The organism is Cellulomonas sp. zg-ZUI22 (genome assembly GCF_017353535.1).
Taxonomy (GTDB): domain Bacteria; phylum Actinomycetota; class Actinomycetes; order Actinomycetales; family Cellulomonadaceae; genus Cellulomonas; species Cellulomonas wangleii.
This window is the reverse complement of sequence record NZ_JAFMUZ010000001.1, coordinates 1255419-1275058: the sequence shown is the minus strand read 5'-3', so window position 1 is coordinate 1275058 and position 19640 is coordinate 1255419. Positions and strand designations below refer to the sequence as shown.

At 74.1% G+C, this 19640-nt stretch carries 16 protein-coding genes; 9 read left to right on the top strand and 7 right to left on the bottom strand.

What is annotated here, in order from left to right:
• The first annotated feature begins 249 nt into the window (after positions 1–249).
• The 4 genes from J1G43_RS05795 to J1G43_RS05780 all read left to right on the top strand — a co-directional run bounded on the left by J1G43_RS05795 (position 250) and on the right by J1G43_RS05780 (position 5903).
• Positions 250–1179, top strand: a complete 930-nt coding sequence (locus J1G43_RS05795) for a formate/nitrite transporter family protein (protein ID WP_207339186.1) — start codon at positions 250–252, stop codon at positions 1177–1179.
• 111 nt (positions 1180–1290) lie between these two features.
• On the top strand, positions 1291–2100 hold the full coding sequence (locus tag J1G43_RS05790) for a hypothetical protein (protein WP_207370200.1): 810 nt from the start codon (positions 1291–1293) through the stop codon (positions 2098–2100).
• 118 nt (positions 2101–2218) lie between these two features.
• Positions 2219–4249 (top strand): acetate--CoA ligase, encoded by a 2031-nt coding sequence (gene acs, locus J1G43_RS05785; protein ID WP_372437900.1) that lies wholly within the window; start codon positions 2219–2221, stop codon positions 4247–4249.
• Between the two features lie 235 nt (positions 4250–4484).
• Positions 4485–5903, top strand: a complete 1419-nt coding sequence (locus J1G43_RS05780; RefSeq protein WP_207339188.1) for a cellulase family glycosylhydrolase — start codon at positions 4485–4487, stop codon at positions 5901–5903.
• Between the two features lie 120 nt (positions 5904–6023).
• On the opposite strand, the gene J1G43_RS05775 is transcribed toward J1G43_RS05780, so the two are convergent.
• Positions 6024–7268 carry an NAD(P)-binding domain-containing protein gene (locus J1G43_RS05775; RefSeq protein WP_207378132.1) on the bottom strand — a complete coding sequence of 415 codons (1245 nt, stop codon included), beginning with the start codon at positions 7266–7268 and terminating at the stop codon, positions 6024–6026.
• 104 nt (positions 7269–7372) lie between these two features.
• On the opposite strand from J1G43_RS05775, the gene mshD reads away from it, so the two are divergent.
• From mshD to J1G43_RS19355, 3 genes are read left to right on the top strand one after another with little or no spacing between them, the layout of a single operon-like run.
• The gene (gene mshD / locus J1G43_RS05770) at positions 7373–8419 is read left to right on the top strand and encodes a mycothiol synthase (RefSeq protein ID WP_207378131.1); all 1047 of its coding nucleotides are present in this window, start codon (positions 7373–7375) and stop codon (positions 8417–8419) included.
• A complete protein-coding gene (locus J1G43_RS05765) occupies positions 8416–10650 on the top strand; it encodes an RNA degradosome polyphosphate kinase (protein WP_207378130.1) in 2235 nt (744 codons plus the stop codon). The genes mshD and J1G43_RS05765 overlap by 4 nt, the downstream gene beginning before the upstream one ends.
• Positions 10647–11627, top strand: a complete 981-nt coding sequence (locus J1G43_RS19355) for an NUDIX hydrolase (RefSeq protein WP_207370195.1) — start codon at positions 10647–10649, stop codon at positions 11625–11627. The genes J1G43_RS05765 and J1G43_RS19355 overlap by 4 nt, the downstream gene beginning before the upstream one ends.
• Positions 11628–11633: 6 nt before the next feature.
• Here the strand turns inward: J1G43_RS19355 and J1G43_RS05755 are convergent, their stop codons facing one another.
• The 3 genes from J1G43_RS05755 to J1G43_RS05745 form a co-directional block, all read right to left on the bottom strand.
• Positions 11634–12638 carry an inorganic phosphate transporter gene (locus tag J1G43_RS05755; protein WP_207339193.1) on the bottom strand — a complete coding sequence of 335 codons (1005 nt, stop codon included), beginning with the start codon at positions 12636–12638 and terminating at the stop codon, positions 11634–11636.
• Between the two features lie 6 nt (positions 12639–12644).
• The gene (locus J1G43_RS05750; protein ID WP_089798286.1) at positions 12645–13265 is read right to left on the bottom strand and encodes a DUF47 domain-containing protein; all 621 of its coding nucleotides are present in this window, start codon (positions 13263–13265) and stop codon (positions 12645–12647) included.
• A 244-nt stretch (positions 13266–13509) separates the two neighbouring features.
• Entirely contained in the window at positions 13510–14106 is a 597-nt protein-coding gene (locus J1G43_RS05745) for a hypothetical protein (protein WP_207339866.1), read from the bottom strand.
• Positions 14107–14327: 221 nt separating this feature from the next.
• Here J1G43_RS05745 and J1G43_RS05740 point away from each other — a divergent pair, with 221 nt between their 5' ends.
• Positions 14328–15794 carry a sugar porter family MFS transporter gene (locus tag J1G43_RS05740; RefSeq protein WP_207339194.1) on the top strand — a complete coding sequence of 489 codons (1467 nt, stop codon included), beginning with the start codon at positions 14328–14330 and terminating at the stop codon, positions 15792–15794.
• A gap of 271 nt (positions 15795–16065) precedes the next feature.
• Positions 16066–17688: an MFS transporter gene (locus J1G43_RS05735; protein WP_374191786.1), complete on the top strand. Its 1623-nt coding sequence runs from the start codon at positions 16066–16068 to the stop codon at positions 17686–17688.
• A gap of 50 nt (positions 17689–17738) precedes the next feature.
• On the opposite strand, the gene J1G43_RS05730 is transcribed toward J1G43_RS05735, so the two are convergent.
• From J1G43_RS05730 to msrB, 3 genes are all read right to left on the bottom strand, one after another.
• Positions 17739–18200 (bottom strand): MarR family winged helix-turn-helix transcriptional regulator, encoded by a 462-nt coding sequence (locus J1G43_RS05730; RefSeq protein ID WP_207339195.1) that lies wholly within the window; start codon positions 18198–18200, stop codon positions 17739–17741.
• A gap of 32 nt (positions 18201–18232) precedes the next feature.
• Positions 18233–18913, bottom strand: coding sequence for a nuclease-related domain-containing protein (locus tag J1G43_RS05725; RefSeq protein ID WP_249670606.1), 681 nt, complete (start codon positions 18911–18913; stop codon positions 18233–18235).
• Between the two features lie 180 nt (positions 18914–19093).
• A complete protein-coding gene (gene msrB / locus J1G43_RS05720) occupies positions 19094–19540 on the bottom strand; it encodes a peptide-methionine (R)-S-oxide reductase MsrB (RefSeq protein ID WP_207339197.1) in 447 nt (148 codons plus the stop codon).
• Positions 19541–19640 lie beyond the last annotated feature (100 nt).

Genomic DNA, 19640 nt, shown 5'->3' with positions numbered 1-19640 from the left:
TGACGCGTGCGGTCCGCCGCGTCACGCCACCGGCCCGACGCCCCGTCGGCGTCGTCGCCGGGGTACATCGGATGTATCGCCAGAAGTAGAGTATTAACGATACATCTGCCGATGTGCCGGACGCTATGCGCCCCCGTGGCCGCTGGTCAAGTGACCTCTGCGGTCGTTACCGGATCGACGCCGAGCGCGTGTTCCGGACGGGTGCTTTCGTCCCACCCAGGGCCTCTGACCGGGGGGGACGATGGTGCCGTGCTCACGATCACCGAAGCCGTCGCCGCGCACGCCGACGCCGCCACGCACAAGGTCGACCTGACCCGGTCACCGGGTCTGTTCCTGGTCCGGACGATGCTGGCCGGTGCCTACATCGGCATCGGCGTCCTCATCATGGTCACCGCCGGCGGTCCCCTGACCGTCGCCGGCTCGCCGTGGGCGCCGCTCGTCAACGGCGCCGTGTTCGGCATCGCGCTGACCATCGTGCTGGTGGCCGGCGGCGAGCTCGCCACCAGCGCCATGATGATCCTCACCCAGGGTGCGATGACACGCCGCATCACGTGGGGCCGGGCCGGCCTGACGCTGCTCGCCTGCCTGGGCGGCAACCTGCTCGGCGCGATGGCCTTCGCCGGGCTCCTGCACGCGTCGGGGGTGCTGGCGCCCGGGACCGCCGGCGGGGAGGCGATCGCCGGGATGATCGCCCACAAGGCGGAGGCGACGACGGCACAGCTCGTCGTGCGCGGTGTGCTGTGCAACCTGCTCGTCTGCCTGGCCGTGTGGTGCTGGGCCCGGCTCACGAGCGAGAGCGCCCGGATCGTCGCCGTCTTCGCCTGCGTGCTGGTCTTCATCACCTCCGGCTTCGAGCACGTCGTCGCCAACATGACGACGTTCTCGCTGGGCCTGTACGCCGGGCTGCCCGAGGCGACGGTCGCCGAGTTCGCCCGCAACCTCGTGGCGGTGGGTGTCGGCAACACCATCGGCGGTGCGCTGCTGGTGGGTGCGGCCTACGCGTACGGCGCGCGCGTGCCCGCGCTGCCGGGCGACGTCCAGGCGCCCGTCGCGACCGCCCCCGCACCGCACGCCTCCCCCGCGGACGACGGCCGCACCCCCGTCCGGGCGGCGGACGCGGACGCCTCGGCCCACGACGCGGTCGCCCCGGCACCGCCGCAGCCCGTCGGCCGCGGCTGACGCGCCGCCGCGGGCCGTGCGCCGCGCGCCGACCGGCGAGCGGCGCACGCGCGCAATAGCGTGGCCTCGCAGGGCGTCGCACGACGCGCCACCCCGACCCGAGGAGCACGCGTGAGCACCACGGACCCCGAGCGCCCGGGCGACCGCCCGACCACGGGCGGCACGCCGGGTGCGACCCCCGCCGACGCGAGCGAGACGGACACCGGCCGCCACGCGGTGCAGCGGCCCGCCCCCACGCCGCCCGACGCCGACGCCCCGGACCCCGTGCGCGCCCCGACGCCCACCGCCGGACGGCCCGCGCCGGCCGCCTCCCCCGCCGGTGAGGCACCGGAGGCCCGGACCGCACCCGACCCCGACGGCACCGACCACGCCGAGCGCGGCGCCCGGACGCGCACGGACCGCTCGACCGCGGACGACGAGCTCTTCCCCGACCCGAACGCCCCGCGCACACCCCGCACGGGCACGCACGTGCTCGGCGTGCTGGTCGGCCTCCTGCTGGCACCCGCCGCGCTCGGTCTGCTGCTGCTGGGCCAGAGCCGCATCCTGCGCGTCCAGGCCGACGGTTGGGACGCCTCGCTCGAGCTGCTGGGCATCGTGCTGGTCAGTGCGGGCGCCGTGCTCCTCGCGGCGCTGCTGCTGCTGGGCCTGTGGACCGCGGCCGTCCCCGTGACGGCGGGCCTCGTGCTGGGCGTCGTCGGCGGGGTGCAGCTGTACGCGCCGGGCATCGCCCGCTCCACCACGCTCGAGGTCGTGGGGTCCGACGCGTGGCACCTCACCGCGTCGCAGGTGACCGTCGCCGGCACGTCGGGGACGTCGATCGCGGCCGGTGTGCTGCTGCTGACCGGCGGCGTCACGGTCGCGCTCGCCCGACGCCACGGGGTGCGGCTCGGCGCCTTCCGCGAGCGCAACCGGGCGGCCTGAGGTCACGGTCGGCGCCGCGAGGCGGTGCGCGCGGACGGCTCCCGGGACTAAGGTCCGGGGACGAGGACCGCACTGGTCAGACCCACCATCGCACCGAAGCCGCTGCGTAGGAGACACCGTGACCGAACCGTCTGCCCCCCCGACGAACCCCCCGCCGCCGACTGCGGAGCCCTCCGCGGGGCTGGAGAACCTGCTGTCCGAGGAGCGTCGCTTCCCGCCCTCGGCCGAGTTCGCCGCCCAGGCCAACGCGACCGCCGACGTGTACGCGTGGGCCAACGCGGACCGGCCCGGCTTCTGGGCGGACCAGGCGCGCGAGCTGCTCACCTGGTCGACGCCGTTCACGCAGACGCTCGACTGGTCCGACGCCCCGTTCGCCCGCTGGTTCGCCGACGGTCGGCTGAACGCCGCGTACAACGCGGTGGACCGGCACGTCGAGGAGGGGCGCGGCGACCGTGTCGCCCTGCACTTCGAGGGCGAGGGCGGCGACACCCGGACGCTGACGTACGCGGACCTGCAGCGCGAGGTCTCCAAGGCGGCCAACGCGATCACGGCCCTGGGCGTGGGCACGGGCGACCGGGTCGCGATCTACCTGCCGCTGATCCCCGAGGCGGTCGTGACGATGCTCGCGTGCGCCCGCATCGGTGCCCCCCACTCCGTGGTGTTCGGCGGGTTCTCGGCCGAGGCGCTGAGCTCGCGGATCCTGGACGCCGAGGCCAAGCTCGTCGTCACGTCCGACGGCGGGTTCCGCCGCGGCAAGCCGTCCGCGCTGAAGCCCGCGGTGGACGAGGCGCTCGCCAAGGGCGCCCCCACCGTCGCGCACGTGCTCGTGGTGCGGCGCACCGGCCAGCCCGTGGAGTGGACGCAGGGCCGCGACGTCTGGTGGCACGACGCGGTCGAGGCGGCGTCCTCGCAGCACACGCCCGTGGACGTGGAGGCGGAGCACCCGCTGTTCATCCTCTACACCTCCGGCACGACCGGGAAGCCCAAGGGCATCTTCCACACGACCGGCGGCTACCTCACGCAGGCGGCGTACACGCACCTCAACGTCTTCGACCTGAAGCCGGAGACCGACGTGTACTGGTGCACGGCGGACGTCGGCTGGATCACGGGGCACACGTACGTCGTGTACGGGCCGCTGCTCAACGGCGCCACGCAGGTCATCTACGAGGGCACGCCGGACACGCCGCACCGCGGCCGCTGGTGGGAGATCGTCCAGAAGTACGGCGTGACGATCCTCTACACCGCCCCCACCGCCATCCGCACCTGCATGAAGTGGGGCGAGGAGATCCCCGGGGAGTTCGACCTGTCCTCCCTGCGCGTGCTCGGGTCGGTCGGTGAGCCCATCAACCCCGAGGCGTGGATGTGGTACCGCCGGGTCATCGGCGGCGACCGCACACCGATCGTCGACACGTGGTGGCAGACGGAGACGGGCGCGATCATGATCAGCCCCCTGCCCGGCGTCACCGGGACCAAGCCGGGGTCCGCGCAGGTGCCGCTGCCGGGCATCGCGGCGGACGTCGTGGACGACGACGCGAAGCCTGTGCCGAACGGGGGTGGCGGGTACCTCGTCGTCACCGAGCCGTGGCCCGCGATGCTCCGCGGGATCTGGGGCGACCCCGAGCGGTACAAGGACACGTACTGGTCGCGCTTCACCGACCTCTACTTCGCCGGCGACGGCGCCAAGAAGGACGCCGACGGGGACATCTGGCTGCTGGGCCGCGTGGACGACGTGATGAACGTGTCCGGCCACCGGCTGTCGACCACGGAGATCGAGTCGGCGCTCGTGTCGCACCCGTGGGTGGCGGAGGCCGCCGTGGTGGGGGCGACGGACGAGACGACGGGCCAGGCGGTCGTCGCGTTCGTCATCCTGCGCGGCGACGCCACGGAGGCTGCCGACGCCGAGGCCGCGGCCGTGCAGGAGACGCTGCGCACCCACGTGGCCAAGGAGATCGGCCCGATCGCCAAGCCGCGCCAGATCCTCGTGGTCGCCGAGCTGCCGAAGACCCGCTCCGGCAAGATCATGCGGCGCCTGCTGCGGGACGTCGCCGAGCACCGGCAGGTCGGTGACGCGACCACCCTCGCGGACTCCTCGGTCATGGACCTCATCGCCCAGGGACTCGCGAAGCCGGCCGCCGCGGCCGCGGACTGACCCACGCCCGCATCGTGTGAGGACGGCCCCGGGGCACTGCCCCGGGGCCGTTCTCGTGCCGGGTCACGGGCGCACGACGGGCGTCGTTGAAGCGGTTCCGCGCGATGCCGCGGCGAAACGCTTCACCGATGGAGTGGCCCCAGGGCTGCTGGTTGTCTGACGGCCGCGCCCGCCGCCGCACCACCACCGGCGACGAACAGCGCGCCCCGGACACCTTCGCGGAACGAGGACGTCGATGAAGAGCACCTCCCTGCGCGCAGCCGCTGCCTGCGGCACCGCGCTCCTGGCACTCGGCGGGCTGACCGTCGCGGCCACCACCGCCACCGCGGCCGACCCCGTCGGCCTGCACATCTCGGGCACGCAGCTGGTCGAGCAGGACGGCACGCCGTTCGTCGCCCGCGGCGTCAGCCACGCCCACACCTGGTACCCCCACGAGACCGACCGGGCGATCCCGGCGATCCGCGCCGCGGGCGCCAACGCGCTGCGGGTCGTCCTGTCCGACGGCGGGCGGTGGACGCAGAACGACGCCGCCGACGTCGCCGACGTGATCGCGCAGTGCCGCGCCAACCAGCTGGTCTGCATGCTGGAGGTGCACGACACCACCGGTTACGGCGAGCAGTCGGGCGCCGTCACCCTCGACGCGGCCGCCGACTACTGGGTGTCCCTGAAGCCCGTGCTCCAGGGCACCGAGGACTTCGTCCAGGTCAACATCGGCAACGAGCCGTACGGCAACGACGACGCCGTGTCGGCCGGCTGGGCCGCCGACACGGCGGCCGCGGTGAAGAAGCTGCGCGCCGCGGGCCTGCGCCACAACATCGTCGTCGACGCGCCGATGTGGGGGCAGGACTGGAAGGGCATCATGCGCGACCAGGCGCAGACCGTCGCCGCCGCCGACCCCGACGGCAACACCCTGTTCTCCGTGCACATGTACGGCGTGTACGCGCAGGCGTCGACCATCACCTCGTACCTCGACGCGTTCGAGGCGAAGGGCCTGCCGCTGGTCATCGGGGAGTTCGGGTACGACCACTCCGACGGCAACCCCGACGAGGCGACGATCATGCGCGAGGCCGTCGAGCGCGGCATCGGGTACTACGGCTGGTCGTGGTCCGGCAACGGTGGCGGCGTCGAGTACCTCGACATGGTCACCGCCTTCGACCCGGCGCGGAAGACCACGTGGGGCACGCTGATCTTCGACGGCGTGAACGGCATCGAGCAGACGGCCCGGACGGCGACGTTCTTCTCCGGCGCGACGCCCACGCCGACGGCCAGCCCGACGGTGACGCCCACCCCGACCGTGACCCCGACGGTGACGCCCACCCCGACCGTCACGCCGACCGTCACGCCGACGCCCGGCACGGGCACCGCCTGCACGGCGCGGCTCACGGTCGCCAACGCGTGGCCCGGCGGATTCCAGGGCACCGTCGACGTCACGGCGGGCTCGCGGGCGCTCGAGGGCTGGACGACGACGTTCACCCTGCCGGGCGGCGCGGGGGTCGCGCAGGGCTGGAGCGCCACGTTCAGCACGACCGGCACGACGGTGACCGCCACCAACGCCGCGTGGAACGGCTCCCTGGGCGCCGGCCGGACCGTCACCTACGGGTTCATCGGGTCGGGCACCGCCCCGACCGGGACCGTCCCGGTCACCTGCCGCTGACCACCCCCTGACCGGGCGTGCGCCGCGCGCACGCCCACCCCGTCGGCCCCGCCCCCTCCCCCCCGGGGCGGGGTCGACGGGCGTACCGGCGGCGTGCGGCTCAGGCCGGGCGGGTCCGGCTCACCAGCGCAGCTCGCGCCGCAGCCGGCGCGCCGCCTCCCGGCCTGCACGGTTGGCACCGACGGTCGACGCGCTCGGCCCGTACCCGACGAGCTGGAGGCGGGGCTCGGCCACGACCTGGGTGCCGTCCATCGCGATGCCGCCGCCCGGGGATCGCAGCCCCAGAGGTGCCAGGTGGTCGAGCGAGGCCCGGAACCCGGTCGCCCACAGGATCGTGCGCGCCTCGACGAAGGGCGGGCCCGGCACCCAGCCGCCGGTCCCCGACCGTCCGTCCGCCGCGGGGGTCGGCTCCGCCGCGCCCGCGGTCTCCCACACCACGCCGTCGCCGACGAGGCGCGTGAACACCGGGCGCGCGCGCAGCACACCGGCCTCGATCCCCGCGCGGTACGCAGGGGTCAGCGGCAGACCGGTGACGGAGACGACCGACTCGGGCACCAGCCCGGCGCGTACGCGGTCGTCCACCCGGGCCACGGCGTCGCGGCCCAGCTCCGGTGTGAAGTCCTCGTCGACCCACGCGGGCGGGCGGCGGGTCACCCAGGTGGTCGAGGTGACCTGCGCGACCTGCAGCAGCAGCTGCACGGCCGAGGTGCCGCCGCCGACCACCACCACGTGCCCGTCCGCCAGGTCGGCGGCGCTGCGGAAGTCGCGGGCGTGCAGCTGCCGACCCCGGAACGCACCGCGTCCGGGGTACGCCGGCCAGAACGGCTTGCCCCAGGTGCCGGACGCGTTGACGACCCCGCGTGCCGACCACACGACGACGGCGTCGGGGTGGTCGACGTGCCGCGTCGTGACGAGGAACCGGGGCTCGTCACCGTCCGGTGCCCGGTCGACGCGCTCGACCCGCACGGGACGCTGCACGTTGAGGCCGAACGCCTCCTCGTACTGGGCGAAGTAGTAGGGCACCGCGTCGGCCGCCGCCTCGGCCGGGTCGGCGACCGCCAGCGGCATCCCCGGCAGGTCGTGCACGTGGTGCGCGTCCGCCATGGTCAGCGAGCGCCAGCGGTGCTGCCAGGCGCCCCCGGCGCGGTGGTTCGCGTCCAGCACCACGAACGTGCCGCGCGCCCGCTCCCAGCCGCCCGACCCGACCGCGACGAGCCCCGTGCGGGCCAGGTGGTACGCAGCGGAGAGCCCCGCCTGCCCCGCCCCCACGACGACGACGTCGACGTCGACCACCCGCGGGGCCAGCGGCGCACGGAGCGCACGACGGCCACCGGCAGCGGGCGCGGCGACGGGGGGCTGAGGCATGGCGCGACCACGCTACCGGCAGATCCTGGACGTCGGTCCATACCCGTCCGGGCCCGTCGCGCGCCCGGCACCACGGGGCGCACGGCACGTGGTGGGATGGACGCATGGCCCCCGGCACCGAGGTCCCGACGATCACCGCCGTCACCGGAGCGCTGCCGCCCGCTCGGGCGGCAGCGGTACGCACGCTCCACCAGGACGCCGCCCGCGCCGACGGCGTGGCCCCCCTGTCCGAGCAGCCGCTGCTGTGGCTGCTCGACCCGCAGGCCCCGGTCGTCCACCTCCTCGTGGCGGACGACGGCGCCGACCCCGACGGGCCCGTCACCGGCTACGCCCAGCTCGACGTGGGCAGCAGCAGCACGGTGCGCGCCGAGCTGGTCGTCGCCCCCGCGCACCGGCGCCGCGGCGTCGCCCGTGCACTGCTGGCGCGCGCGGCCCAGGAGGCCGCGACGGTGCCCGGACGTCGGCTGCACGTGTGGGCGCACGGCGACCTGCCGGCCGCGCGTGCGACGGCACGCAGCGCGGGCATGGTCGTCGTGCGGGAGCTGTGGCGCATGGCGACGGACGTCGTGGGCACCCCACCACCGGGCGCGGCGCTGCCGCCCGGCGTGCAGGTCCGCGCGTTCGTCCCCGGGCAGGACGAGGACGCGTGGCGGCGGGTCAACGCCCGGGCGTTCGCCCACCACCCCGAGCAGGGCCGCATGACGTCCGCCGACCTGCGCGCCCGCGAGGGCGAGGCCTGGTTCGACCCGGCAGGGTTCCTGCTGGCCGAGCGTGACGGGCAGCTGCTCGGGTCCGTGTGGACCAAGGTGCACCCGGCCGGCGAGGCCCCGGACGGCGCGCCCGGTGAGGAGGTCGGCGAGATCTACGTGGTCGGCGTCGACCCGGACGCGCAGGGCCTGGGCATGGGACGCGCGCTCACGGCGCTCGGCCTGGCGCACCTGCGCGACCGCGGGCTGCGCACCGTCATCCTGTACACGGGCGCGGAGAACACCGTCGCGGTGCACACGTACGAGCGGGCCGGGTTCACCCGCACGGCCGTGGACGTCATGTACGGGCCGCCGCCCACTGGTACCCCGTCGGGGGACGTCGTCACGGTGCGCGCGTCGGACGACACGACGACGCCCCGCGGCGATGCCACGATGGGTTCATGACCGACGCCCCTGCGATCGATCCTGCCCTGGCCGAGCGGATCGCCGAGCACGTGGAGACCGCTGCCGAGCCGCTGACCACGGGCACCGGCGCCCTGCCCGACGACCGGTTCCTCGACCGCGAGCTGTCCTGGCTCGCCTTCAACCAGCGCGTCCTGGAGCTGGCGGAGGACGAGAGCCTGCCCCTGCTCGAGCGCGTGCGCTTCCTCGCCATCTTCGCGTCCAACCTCGACGAGTTCTTCATGGTCCGCGTGGCGGGGCTCAAGCGCCGCATCGCGACGGGCATCGCCGTCACGGCGGCGTCCGGACTGTCGCCGCGCCAGGTGCTCGAGGCGATCAGCGAGCGCGCGCACGCCCTGATGGAGCGTCACGCGCGCGTGCTGTCGACCGACGTGCAGCCCGCGCTGGCGGCCGAGGGCATCACGATCGTGCGCTGGGACGACCTGGGCGACGCCGAGCAGGACCGCCTGCACAAGTTCTTCCGTCGCCAGATCTTCCCGGTCCTCACCCCCCTCGCGGTGGACCCGGCGCACCCGTTCCCGTACATCTCGGGGCTGTCGCTCAACCTGGCGGTCAGCGTGGTGAACCCCGCCAGCGGCAAGGAGCACTTCGCGCGCGTGAAGGTGCCGCCGCTGCTGCCGCGGTACATCGCCGTCGACGCGGCCGGCCGGCCCTCGGCCCCGGTCCCCCAGACGGCGGCACCCGAGCGCGGACCGATGTCGTTCGTGCCGGTCGAGGACGTCATCGCCCAGCACCTCGACATGCTCTTCCCCGGCATGGAGGTCCGCGAGTTCCACACGTTCCGCATCACGCGCAACGAGGACGTGGAGGTCGAGGAGGACGACGCCGAGAACCTGCTCAAGGCGATGGAGAAGGAGCTGCTGCGCCGCCGCTTCGGCCCTCCGGTGCGTCTGGAGCTCGCGGAGGGCATCAGCCCGCGCGTCCGCAAGCTCCTGGTGCGCGAGCTCGGCATGTCCGAGGACGACGTCTACGAGCTGCCCGCCCCGCTCGACCACACGGGTCTGAACCTCATCGCCGACCTGGACCGTCCCGAGCTGCAGTTCCCCCGGTTCGTGCCGGCGACGCACCGCCAGCTCGCGGAGGTGGAGTCCGCGACCCCGACGAACGTCTTCGCGGCCATCCGCACCCGCGACATCCTGCTGCACCACCCGTACGACTCGTTCTCGACGTCGGTGCAGACGTTCCTCGAGCAGGCGGCCGCGGACCCGGCCGTGCTGGCGATCAAGCAGACCCTGTACCGCACGTCGGGCGACTCGCCGATCGTCGACGCCCTGATCGACGCCGCGCAGGCCGGCAAGCAGGTCCTGGCGCTCGTGGAGATCAAGGCGCGGTTCGACGAGCAGAACAACATCTCGTGGGCCCGCAAGCTCGAGCAGGCCGGCGTGCACGTGGTGTACGGCATCGTCGGGCTGAAGACGCACTGCAAGCTCTCGCTGGTGGTGCGCCAGGAGGCCGACGGCCTGCGGCGCTACAGCCACGTGGGTACGGGCAACTACCACCCGCGGACCGCCCGGCTGTACACCGACCTGGGCCTGCTGACCGCGGACCCCGACGTCGGCCAGGACCTCACGCGCCTGTTCAACCAGCTGTCCGGCTACGCGCCGAAGTCGCGGTTCCACCGCCTGCTGGTGGCGCCGCGCTCGGTGCGCACCGGGCTGGTCGAGCGCATCGAGCGGGAGGCCGCGGCGGCCCGCCGCGGGGAGCCCGCCTGGATCAAGATCAAGGTCAACTCGATGGTCGACGAGACCACGATCGACGCCCTGTACCGCGCGTCGCAGGCCGGCGTCCCGGTGGACATCAACGTGCGCGGGATCTGCGCGCTGCGCCCCGGCGTGCCGGGGCTGTCGGAGAACATCCGGGTGCGCTCGATCCTGGGCCGGTTCCTGGAGCACTCCCGCGTCTTCGCGTTCGCCCACGCCACCCCCGACGACGGCGACGGCTTCGAGGGCCCCGAGGTCTTCATCGGGTCGGCCGACCTCATGCACCGCAACCTCGACCGCCGGGTGGAGGCGCTGGTGCGGGTGGCCGACCCGGCCCAGATCACCGAGCTCGTCGAGTACCTGGACGAGACGATGGACGACGGCACGTCGTCCTGGCACCTGGGCACCGACGGCGAGTGGGTCCGTCACACGCAGGGCGCGGACGGGCCGCTGGCGGACCTGCAGGAGGTCCTCATCCACCGGCAGAGGCGGCGGCCGGGCGCCGCACGGTGAAGGCCGTCGCCGCGGGTCCGGTCGAGGCGGCCGGCGCGCTCGTGTGGCGGGAGCGGGCCGGGCGGCTGCAGGTCGCGCTCGTGCACCGCCCGCGCTACCACGACTGGTCCTGGCCGAAGGGCAAGCTGGACCCGGGCGAGCTGCCGCCGGTCGCGGCGGTGCGCGAGGTCGAGGAGGAGACCGGGCTGGCGGTCGTCCTGGGGCTGCCTCTGCCCGGCCTGGAGTACCGGCTGGCCGACGGACGGCAGAAGGTCGTGCACTACTGGGCCGCCCGCGTGGCCGGACGGGGTGACGAGGCGCCGCTGCGGGCGCGACCGCCCGTGCCGCACGCCGACCGGTCCGAGATCGACTTCTGGGAGTGGTTCGACGTGGCGCAGGCAGGCCACCGGCTCACCCGCGGCGCCGACAGCCGCCCGCTGGACGCACTCGTCGAGGCCCACGAGAAGGGCCGGCTGGACACCCACGCGCTGGTGGTCGCCCGCCACGGGCAGGCACGCAAGCGCAGCCTCTGGGACGGCACGGAGGACGACCGTCCGCTGACGGGCCTGGGGCTGCGCCAGGCGACGACGATGACGCCGGCGCTGGCCGCGTTCGGCGTGGAGCACGTGGTGACGAGCCGGTGGGAGCGCTGCGCGGCGACGGTGGCGCCCTACGCCGCGGCCGCGGGGGTGGACCCGCAGGTGGCGGAGGTGCTCACCGAGGCCGAGCACGACGCCTCACCGGCCCGCGTGGGCGGGACGGTCCGCGAGCTGCTGGACGGCCGCCGGGACACGGTGCTGTGCACCCACCGCCCGGTGCTGCCGACCGTGCTCGACGTGCTGGCCGAGCACAGCCGCCGCCCCGTGGCCGACGCGCTGCCCCGCGGCAACCCGTTCCTGGCCCCGGCGGAGCTGCTGGTGGCGCACGCCGGCCTGACACCGCGCGGGGTGCGGGTGCTGGCCGTCGAGCGCCACCGGTCGCCCGTCCCGGCGGCCTGACGCCGCTCAGCCCAGGATCGGGTGCAGCACCCAGAAGACGACGGCCGCCACCAGCGCGGCAGCCGGGATCGTGAGGATCCAGGCACCCGCGATGTTCTTGGCGACGCCCCAGCGCACGGCCGACAGCCGCTTGGTGGCGCCGACGCCCATGATCGCGGACGTGATGGTGTGCGTCGTCGAGACGGGCGCGTGCAGCGCGAAGGCGTTGACGTAGAGCACGACCGCGGAGACCGACTCGGCGACGAACCCGCGCGCCGGGTCGAGCTCGATGATCTTGCGGCCGAGCGTCCGCATGATGCGCCAGCCACCGGCGTAGGTGCCGGCCGAGATCGCGGCGGCAGCGGCGAGCTTGACCCACAGCGGGATGCCCTCGTCGGGGTCGGCCCACCCGGCGGTGAGGAGCGCCAGGTAGATGACGCCCATCGTCTTCTGCGCGTCCTGCAGGCCGTGCCCGAGCGCCATGGCGGCGGCCGAGACGGTCTGCGCGATGCGGAACCGGCGGTTCACGCGCGTCGGGGGGCGGTTGCGGATGAGCCACAGGAGCCCGACCATCACGGCGAACGCCAGGCCGAAGCCGATGAGCGGCGAGAAGATCATCGGCAGGACGACCTTGTCGACGATCGCCGAGCCGTAGATGCCGAAGCCGGCGGCGAGCCCCGCCCCGACCAGCCCGCCGATGAGGGCGTGCGTGGACGACGAGGGCAGGCCGAACCACCACGTGACCAGGTTCCACGTGATCGCGCCCACGAGTGCGCAGAGCACGACCACGAGCGCTGAGTGCGGTGGTTCGCCCTGCAGGTCGACGATCGACGTGGCGATGGTCTCGGCCACCTCGGTGCCGAGCAGGGCGCCGGCGAAGTTCATGACGGCCGCCATGATCAGCGCCGCGCGCGGCGTCAGCGCGCGCGTCGAGACCGACGTGGCGATGGCGTTGGCGGCGTCATGGAAGCCGTTCGTGTAGTCGAACCCGAGAGCGAGCGCGACGACGAAGACGACGAGCACAGGTTCCACGGGTGCTCAGGACTCCTTGAGCGCGATCGTCTCGACCGTGTTGGCCACCTTCTCGAAGGCGTCCGCCGCGTCCTCGAGCTTCTCGACGATCTCCTTGAGCTTCATGAGCAGGATCGGGTCGGCGATCTCGTCGAACATCTGCGCGAGCAGCTTGCGGTGCGACTTGTCCGCCTGGTTCTCGAGGCGGTTGACCTCGACCCAGTACTCCTGCAGCGAGTCCATCGACCGCAGCCGCGGCATCGCCTCGGCGGTGAGCTCGGCGGCACGCTGCAGGACCTGCACCTGGTCGGACACCCGCGCGGGCAGCTCGTCGACCTTGTACAGGACGATGAGGTCGGACGCCTCGTCCATGTAGTCCATGCAGTCGTCGAGGCTCGAGGCCAGGTCGTAGATGTCGTCCCGGTCGAAGGGGGTGACGAACGTCTGGTTGAGGCGGCGCATGATCGTGTGCGTCGCGTCGTCGGCGGCGTGCTCGGCCTCCGCCATCCGCTTGTTGATCTCCTTGCGGGTGGCGCGGTCGGCGCCGAGCATCTCCGCCAGCAGGTTCGCACCCGTGACGAGATGCGTCGCGGACGCGGCGAAGAGGTCGAAGTACGAGGTGTCGCGCGGTGTCAGGCGCAGGCGCACGGAAGGCTCCGGGTCGTCGACTGGTGATGAGCCCCGGGGATGGGGCCGTTGCTCAGCGTAACGGGCGCAGAACAGGGCTCGTGACGGACCGAGGTCTCATGCGGGACGCCGCCCCGTGGTGCACCCTCGCGTGCGAGACGACGCCGGGCCGGAGCGCCTCTCGGCGCGTGGCCGCTCGAAGCGGCTGATGATGGAGCCCGGGGCTACCGACCCGGCGTCGCGTGACCAGTGTACGCGGCGGGCGTCACTCGAGCCGGTCGAGCCGCCACAGCTGCGCCGCGCGCACGAGCTCCTCGGCGGTGCGGACCAGGGAGGCGGCGCCGCGCGTCTGGCGCACGGCCGCCCGCGGGTCCAGCTCCTCGAGGTGGTCCGCGTCGAAGGCGGCACCGGTGGCCAGGACCTGGCAGAACGCCGCCGCGCGCTCCAGCGCGACGGCGAGGTCGCCGGTGTACACGCCGGACAGCACGGCGTCCGCGACCGCGCGCACGTCCTGCGGTCCGGGCGCGTCGACCACGCCGGCGACCGCGTCGTGCACCGGCGCGGCGGCCACGCCCTGGCGGTACCGGTCGGCGACCGTCGCCGGGTCGCGCCGTACCCACTCGCGCAGCACGTACAGGCGCCACAGCGCCCCCGGCAGCGTCTCGGGCGGGCTGTCCGCCCACATCGCCGCCACTTCGTCGAGCCCCTCGGTCTCGACGAGCGCCACCAGGCGCGCCACCACCTGCGGGTCCTCCGTGGCCCGGCCGTGGCGCACGAGCGCACCCGCCGTGGTGTGCGCGATCTCGTCGCGCAGCGCCGGGTCCACGTCGCCCGGCAGCTCGTCGGCCGCGGCGGGGTCCATGACGACGGGACGGTGGTGCCGCCGCCCACCCCCCGAGCCGCCCGCCGCCGCGCCCGTCCCGTTCCCGTCCGTGCTCATCGCGGCATGATCCCCCGGCGGCGGGCGACGCACCAGTCGCCACCCGCCGTACCGCCGCCCCGCCCCGCGTGCGCACCGCACGGGGCAGGGCCACAGTAAGTCTGACCGGGAGGGGCCCGGACTTGGCGGGGGGTGTGCTGACCATGGGCGACGCGGGATCGGGGCAGAGGTCGCCTGCGGGCGCGACGAAGTACAAGGGCAAGGCGATCGGCCTGGCGGTCGCGGCCGCCGTCGGCGGGTTCCTCTTCGGGTTCGACTCCTCGGTGATCAACGGCGCCGTGGACGCGGTCGAGGGCACGTTCGAGCTGTCCGGCGTCGTCACGGGGTTCGTGGTGGCCGTCGCGCTGCTCGGGTCGGCCCTGGGCGCGTGGCTCGGGGGCCGGCTGTCCGACCGCTGGGGCCGGACGCGCGTCATGGTGCTGGGCGCCGTCCTCTTCTTCGTCTCCTCGGTGCTCTCGGCGTTCGCGTTCTCCGCGTGGGACCTGGCGATCTGGCGCGTCGTGGCCGGCATCGGCATCGGCATCGCGTCCGTCATCGCCCCCGCGTACATCGCGGAGATCGCCCCGGCGTCGCTGCGGGGCCGGCTCGGGTCCCTGCAGCAGCTCGCCATCACGCTGGGCATCTTCGCCGCCCTGCTGTCGGACCAGCTGCTCGCGACGGCGGCCGGGGGCGCGTCGCAGGAGCTGTGGTTCGGGCTCGCGGCGTGGCGGTGGATGTTCCTGGTGTGCGTCGTCCCCGCTGCCGTGTACGGGATCCTGGCGCTGCGGATCCCGGAGTCGCCGCGCTACCTCGTGGCGCAGGGGCACCGCGAGGAGGCCAAGGCGGTCCTCGCGGACGTCCTCGGTGCGGACGAGGACCCCGAGGAGCGCGTCGCGCAGATCGAGACCACGATCCGCACCGACCAGGAGCTGGCGAACCAGGCGAGCCTGCGCGGCCCGGTGCTGGGGCTGCTGCCCGTGGTGTGGGTGGGCATCCTGCTGTCGGTCTTCCAGCAGTTCGTCGGCATCAACGTGATCTTCTACTACTCCACCACGCTGTGGCAGGCCGTCGGGTTCGAGGAGAGCCAGTCGTTCCTCATCTCCACCTTCACCGCCGTGACCAACGTGCTGGTGACGTTCATCGCCATCGGGCTCATCGACAAGGTCGGGCGGCGCCCGCTGCTGCTCATCGGCTCGCTGGGGATGACCGTGGCGCTGGGGACGATGGCGTTCGCGTTCACGAAGGCCACGGGGACGGGCGACGCGATCAGCCTGGAGGGCTCGTGGGGCGTGATCGCCCTGGTGGCGGCCAACGCGTTCGTCGTGTTCTTCGGTGCGACGTGGGGCCCGCTGGTGTGGGTGCTGCTCGGCGAGATGTTCCCCAACCGCATCCGTGCGGCGGCGCTCGGCGTGGCCGCGTCGGCGCAGTGGGTGGCCAACTTCCTCATCACGCTGTCGTTCCCCGAGATGCTCGACCGCTTCGGTGCGTCCATCCCGTACGCGATGTACGCGAGCTTCGCGCTCATCTCGTTCTTCTTCGTGCTGACCAAGGTGCCCGAGACCAAGGGTGTGCAGCTCGAGGACATGGAGGGCCTGAAGGTCCAGCGGCGCGGCCGGCCCGCGTCCGCCTGACCTGCGGGAGCGGTGCGCCGCCCGGCCCGCACCCGCGGGGCCGCGGCGGCGCACCGTGACGGACCACCCCAAAGATGTTGCCCGGGGTAACGATCGGACGTAGAGTTGCCTGGAGCAACTGTCGGCACCTGCACCCGACCGCGCCCTCTCGACCGCTCACCCGCCCGGTCCGCCCGGCCGGCCGCGGCCGCCCTCAGCCCGTCCGACCCCCAGCCCGACCGCCGACGACGCCCGGTCGACCCGTCCCCGCGCCCGGAAGCGAGCACCGTCTGTGAGCAGCACTCCCCCCGTCGACGGCACCACCTTCGACAGCCCCACCCCCGCCGGGGCCTCCCCCGCACCGATGACGCACCGCGAGGTCCTCGAGGCCCTGTCCGGGATCCTGCTGGGGATGTTCGTCTCGATCCTCGCGACGAGCGTGGTGTCGACGTCCCTGCCCCGCATCATCACGGACCTCGGCGGCAGCCAGTCCGCGTTCACGTGGGTCGTCACCGCGACGCTCCTGACCACCACCGTCTCGACGCCGATCTGGGGCAAGCTGGCCGACCTCGTGGACCGCAAGCTGCTCATCCAGCTGGCGCTGGCAGTCTCCGTCATCTCCTCGGCGCTGGCCGGGCTCGCCCACACCACGGAGATGCTCATCGGGATGCGCGCCCTGCAGGGCATCGGCGCCGGCGGCCTGACCGCGCTGGGCACCGTGCTCATCGCCGACATCATCAGCCCTCGCGAGCGCGGGCGGTACATGGGACTCATGGGTGCCGTCATGGCCGTCGGCATGGTCGGCGGCCCGCTGCTCGGCGGCGTCATCACCGACGCGGCCGGCTGGCGCTGGAACTTCTTCGTCGGCCTGCCGTTCGCCGTCGCGGCGATCGTCGTGCTGCAGCGCACGCTGCACCTGCCCGCCCTGGCCCGACGGCGCGTGCAGATCGACTGGGCGGGCGCGGTCCTGCTCTCGGCATCCATCGCCACGCTCCTGCTGTGGGTGACGTTCGCCGGGTCCTCGTTCGACTGGCTGTCGTGGCAGACCGCGGTCATGGTCGGCGGCTCCGCCCTCGGCATCGTGGCCGTGGTCGCGGTCGAGTCGCGCGCGGCCGAGCCGATGATCCCGCTGCACCTGTTCCGCAACCGCACCGTGGTGCTCACGGTCCTCGCGTCGGTCGCGGTCGGGATCGCACTGTTCGGCACCCAGGTCTTCCTCAGCCAGTACATGCAGCTGGCCCGCGGCAAGACCCCGACCGAGTCGGGCCTGCTCACCATCCCCATGGTCCTGGGCACGTTCGTCGCCTCGACGCTCTCGGGGCGGGCGATCTCCCGCAGCGGGCACTACAAGAAGATCATGGTCGCCGGTGCGGTCCTGCTGACCGCGGGCCTGACGCTCATGGGCACCATCGACGAGCGCACGAGCTTCACGTTCGTCGGGCTGTCCATGCTGGTCATCGGCTCCGGCGTCGGCATGCTCATGCAGAACCTCGTGCTCGCGACGCAGAACACGCTGCCGATCACCGACATGGGCGCCGGCACCGCGACGGTCGCGTTCTTCCGCACCCTCGGCGGGGCGATCGGCGTGTCAGCGCTGGGTGCCGTGCTGTCCACGCGCGTGTCGCACCGGATCGCCGACGGGCTGACGGACCTCGGCGCCGACCCCGCCGCCCTGGGGTCCGGCGGTGCGGCGTCCCTGCCGGACCTCGCGACGCTGCCCGGTCCGGTCCGCCAGGTGGTCGAGCACGCGTTCGGGACCGGCGTGGCCGAGCTCTTCCTCATCGGGGCGCCCGTCGCGCTGCTGGCGCTGGTCGCCGTGCTGGCGCTGCGGGAGGTCCCGCTGGGTCGGGCGTCGGGCCTGGAGCAGCGGCTCGCCGCGCAGGCCGACCAGGGGCAGCCCGCCGCGGCTCGCTGACGAGCAGCCCGCCCCTCCGGGGCCGGCGCGCACGGCCCGGCCCGCCCGCCTCAGTGCGGGTCGGCGGGCCGCCCCGCGCCCCGGACCAGGTCGTCGTTGAGGCGCCCCAGCAGGTCGGCGAGCCGCAGCAGCTCGTCGTCCTGCCACCCCTCGAGCGAGCGGTGCAGGTACTCCTGGCGCGCGGCACGCGCGTGGGCCATCCGCCGCTCCCCCTCGGCCGTGAGCTCGAGGGGCTGGCTGCGCGAGTCGTGCGGGTCCGGGCGCCGCACCAGCAGGCCCAGCCGCTCCAGCCGGGTCACCTGGCGCGACATCGTGCCGCGCCCCACCCCCAGCAGCTCCGCGAGGTCGCTGGTCCGGGTCCCCGGCGTCCGGGCGACGGCCGACAGCAGCAGGTACGCGGAGCCGTCGAGGTCGGGGTGCACGGACCGCGCCACACCGGCGGAGGCCGCCCGCGCGCGGCGCAGGAACAGCCCCAGCTCCCGCTCGACACGCAGCACGGGCTCGTCGCTCATGCGCCCATCCTCCCGCAGCGGTCGCCGCGCGGTCAGCGCGCCCAGGTGGTGCGGCGGCGGGCCACCTGCGCGATGGCCGGGACCCGTGCCGGGTCGAGCCGCTCGGGCAGCCGGCGGAAGACGTTCGGCACCTCGTGCCGCGCCACCACGAGCGCGTCCTGCGGCGGGTCCTGCACGTCGCGGTCGAGGTCACCGGTGACCACGAGCACCGCACGCACGCTCACCCCCGCGCACCCGGCGGACTGCAGCAGACCCTGCACCCGGCCCGCCTCGAGCCGCGCGTCGCGCAGGTACGGCAGCGCACGGCCGTCCACCTGCAGGGTCCGCCCCGCGACCCGCACGTGACTGCCCGGGTGGCGCCGCTCGGTCACGGTCCAGATGCCGCCCGGCCCCAGCAGCAGGTGCTCGACGACCGTGCCCTGGCGCCCCAGCGGCACGTCGTGCAGGACCTGCCAGCCCTCCTCGGCGAGCCGCTCCAGCCGCGAGCCCACCGGGCTGCCGCGCTCGCCGCGGGGATGGTCCTCGTCCTCGCCCGGCCACGCCCCCGGGCCGACGCCCTCGAGGGCGTCGATCGAGGCGAGCGCGGAGGTGACGGGCAGCACGAGCTCGGGGACGTCCGAGCGCAGGTACGCCTGCGCCGCGCGTCGCACCCTGGCCTCCAGGACGGGGTCGTCCGCGACGACCTCGCCGGACTGGAGGTCGACGGAACCCACGCGCGCACCCGTCTCGTGCGTCACGTAGAGGCGGTCGGCACCGTATCGCCGCCATCGCCGAACAGTCAGGACCTCGTCCACGTCCGCATTATCGGCATGGCGTGCCGTGCACTTCAGTCGTGTCCAGGACGGACTTCCTCGACGGCGGCGTGTCGCGGCGTGTCGTCACCCGCTCGGCCCTCAGCCGGCGGTCGGCCCCGCGTCACCGGGGGACGCGCCCGCCGGCTCGAACGTCAGGCTGACGGAGTTCATGCAGAACCGGTCGCCCGTGGGGGTCTGCGGGGCGTCGTCGAACACGTGCCCCAGGTGCGACCCGCAGCGCGCGCAGCGGACCTCGGTGCGCACCATGCCGTGGCTGCGGTCGGTCAGCAGCTCCACCCTGTCGCCGGCCAGCGGGGAGAAGAAGCTGGGCCACCCGCAGTGCGAGTCGAACTTGGTGTCGGAGCGGAACAGCTCGTTGCCGCACGCGCGGCACCGGTACACGCCCGCGCGGTGCTCGTCGAGCAGCTCACCGGTCCACGCCCGCTCCGTGCCGGCGCGGCGCAGCACCGCGAACTCCTGGGGCTCGAGCTCGAGCGCCCACTGCTCGTCGGACTTGGTGACGGGGTACGTGCGGGGGTCGGTCACGGCCGCGCTCCTTCCGGTCCCGCCCGCGCGGCGGCACCGACGGTGACAACACGCCGGGTCGCCGGCGCGTTCCCGCACCACTGGACACGCGCGGCCTGCG

Bases quoted from the DNA above. Each gene is read 5' to 3' on its own strand.
- J1G43_RS05780 (WP_207339188.1), top strand. From the start codon at position 4,485: ATGAAGAGCACCTCCCTGCGCGCAGCCGCTGCCTGCGGCACCGCGCTC.
- J1G43_RS05775 (WP_207378132.1), bottom strand. From the start codon at position 7,268: ATGCCTCAGCCCCCCGTCGCCGCGCCCGCTGCCGGTGGCCGTCGTGCG.
- mshD (WP_207378131.1), top strand. From the start codon at position 7,373: ATGGCCCCCGGCACCGAGGTCCCGACGATCACCGCCGTCACCGGAGCG.
- J1G43_RS05765 (WP_207378130.1), top strand. From the start codon at position 8,416: ATGACCGACGCCCCTGCGATCGATCCTGCCCTGGCCGAGCGGATCGCC.
- J1G43_RS05745 (WP_207339866.1), bottom strand. From the start codon at position 14,106: ATGGACCCCGCCGCGGCCGACGAGCTGCCGGGCGACGTGGACCCGGCG.
- J1G43_RS05740 (WP_207339194.1), top strand. From the start codon at position 14,328: ATGGGCGACGCGGGATCGGGGCAGAGGTCGCCTGCGGGCGCGACGAAG.
- J1G43_RS05730 (WP_207339195.1), bottom strand. From the start codon at position 18,200: ATGAGCGACGAGCCCGTGCTGCGTGTCGAGCGGGAGCTGGGGCTGTTC.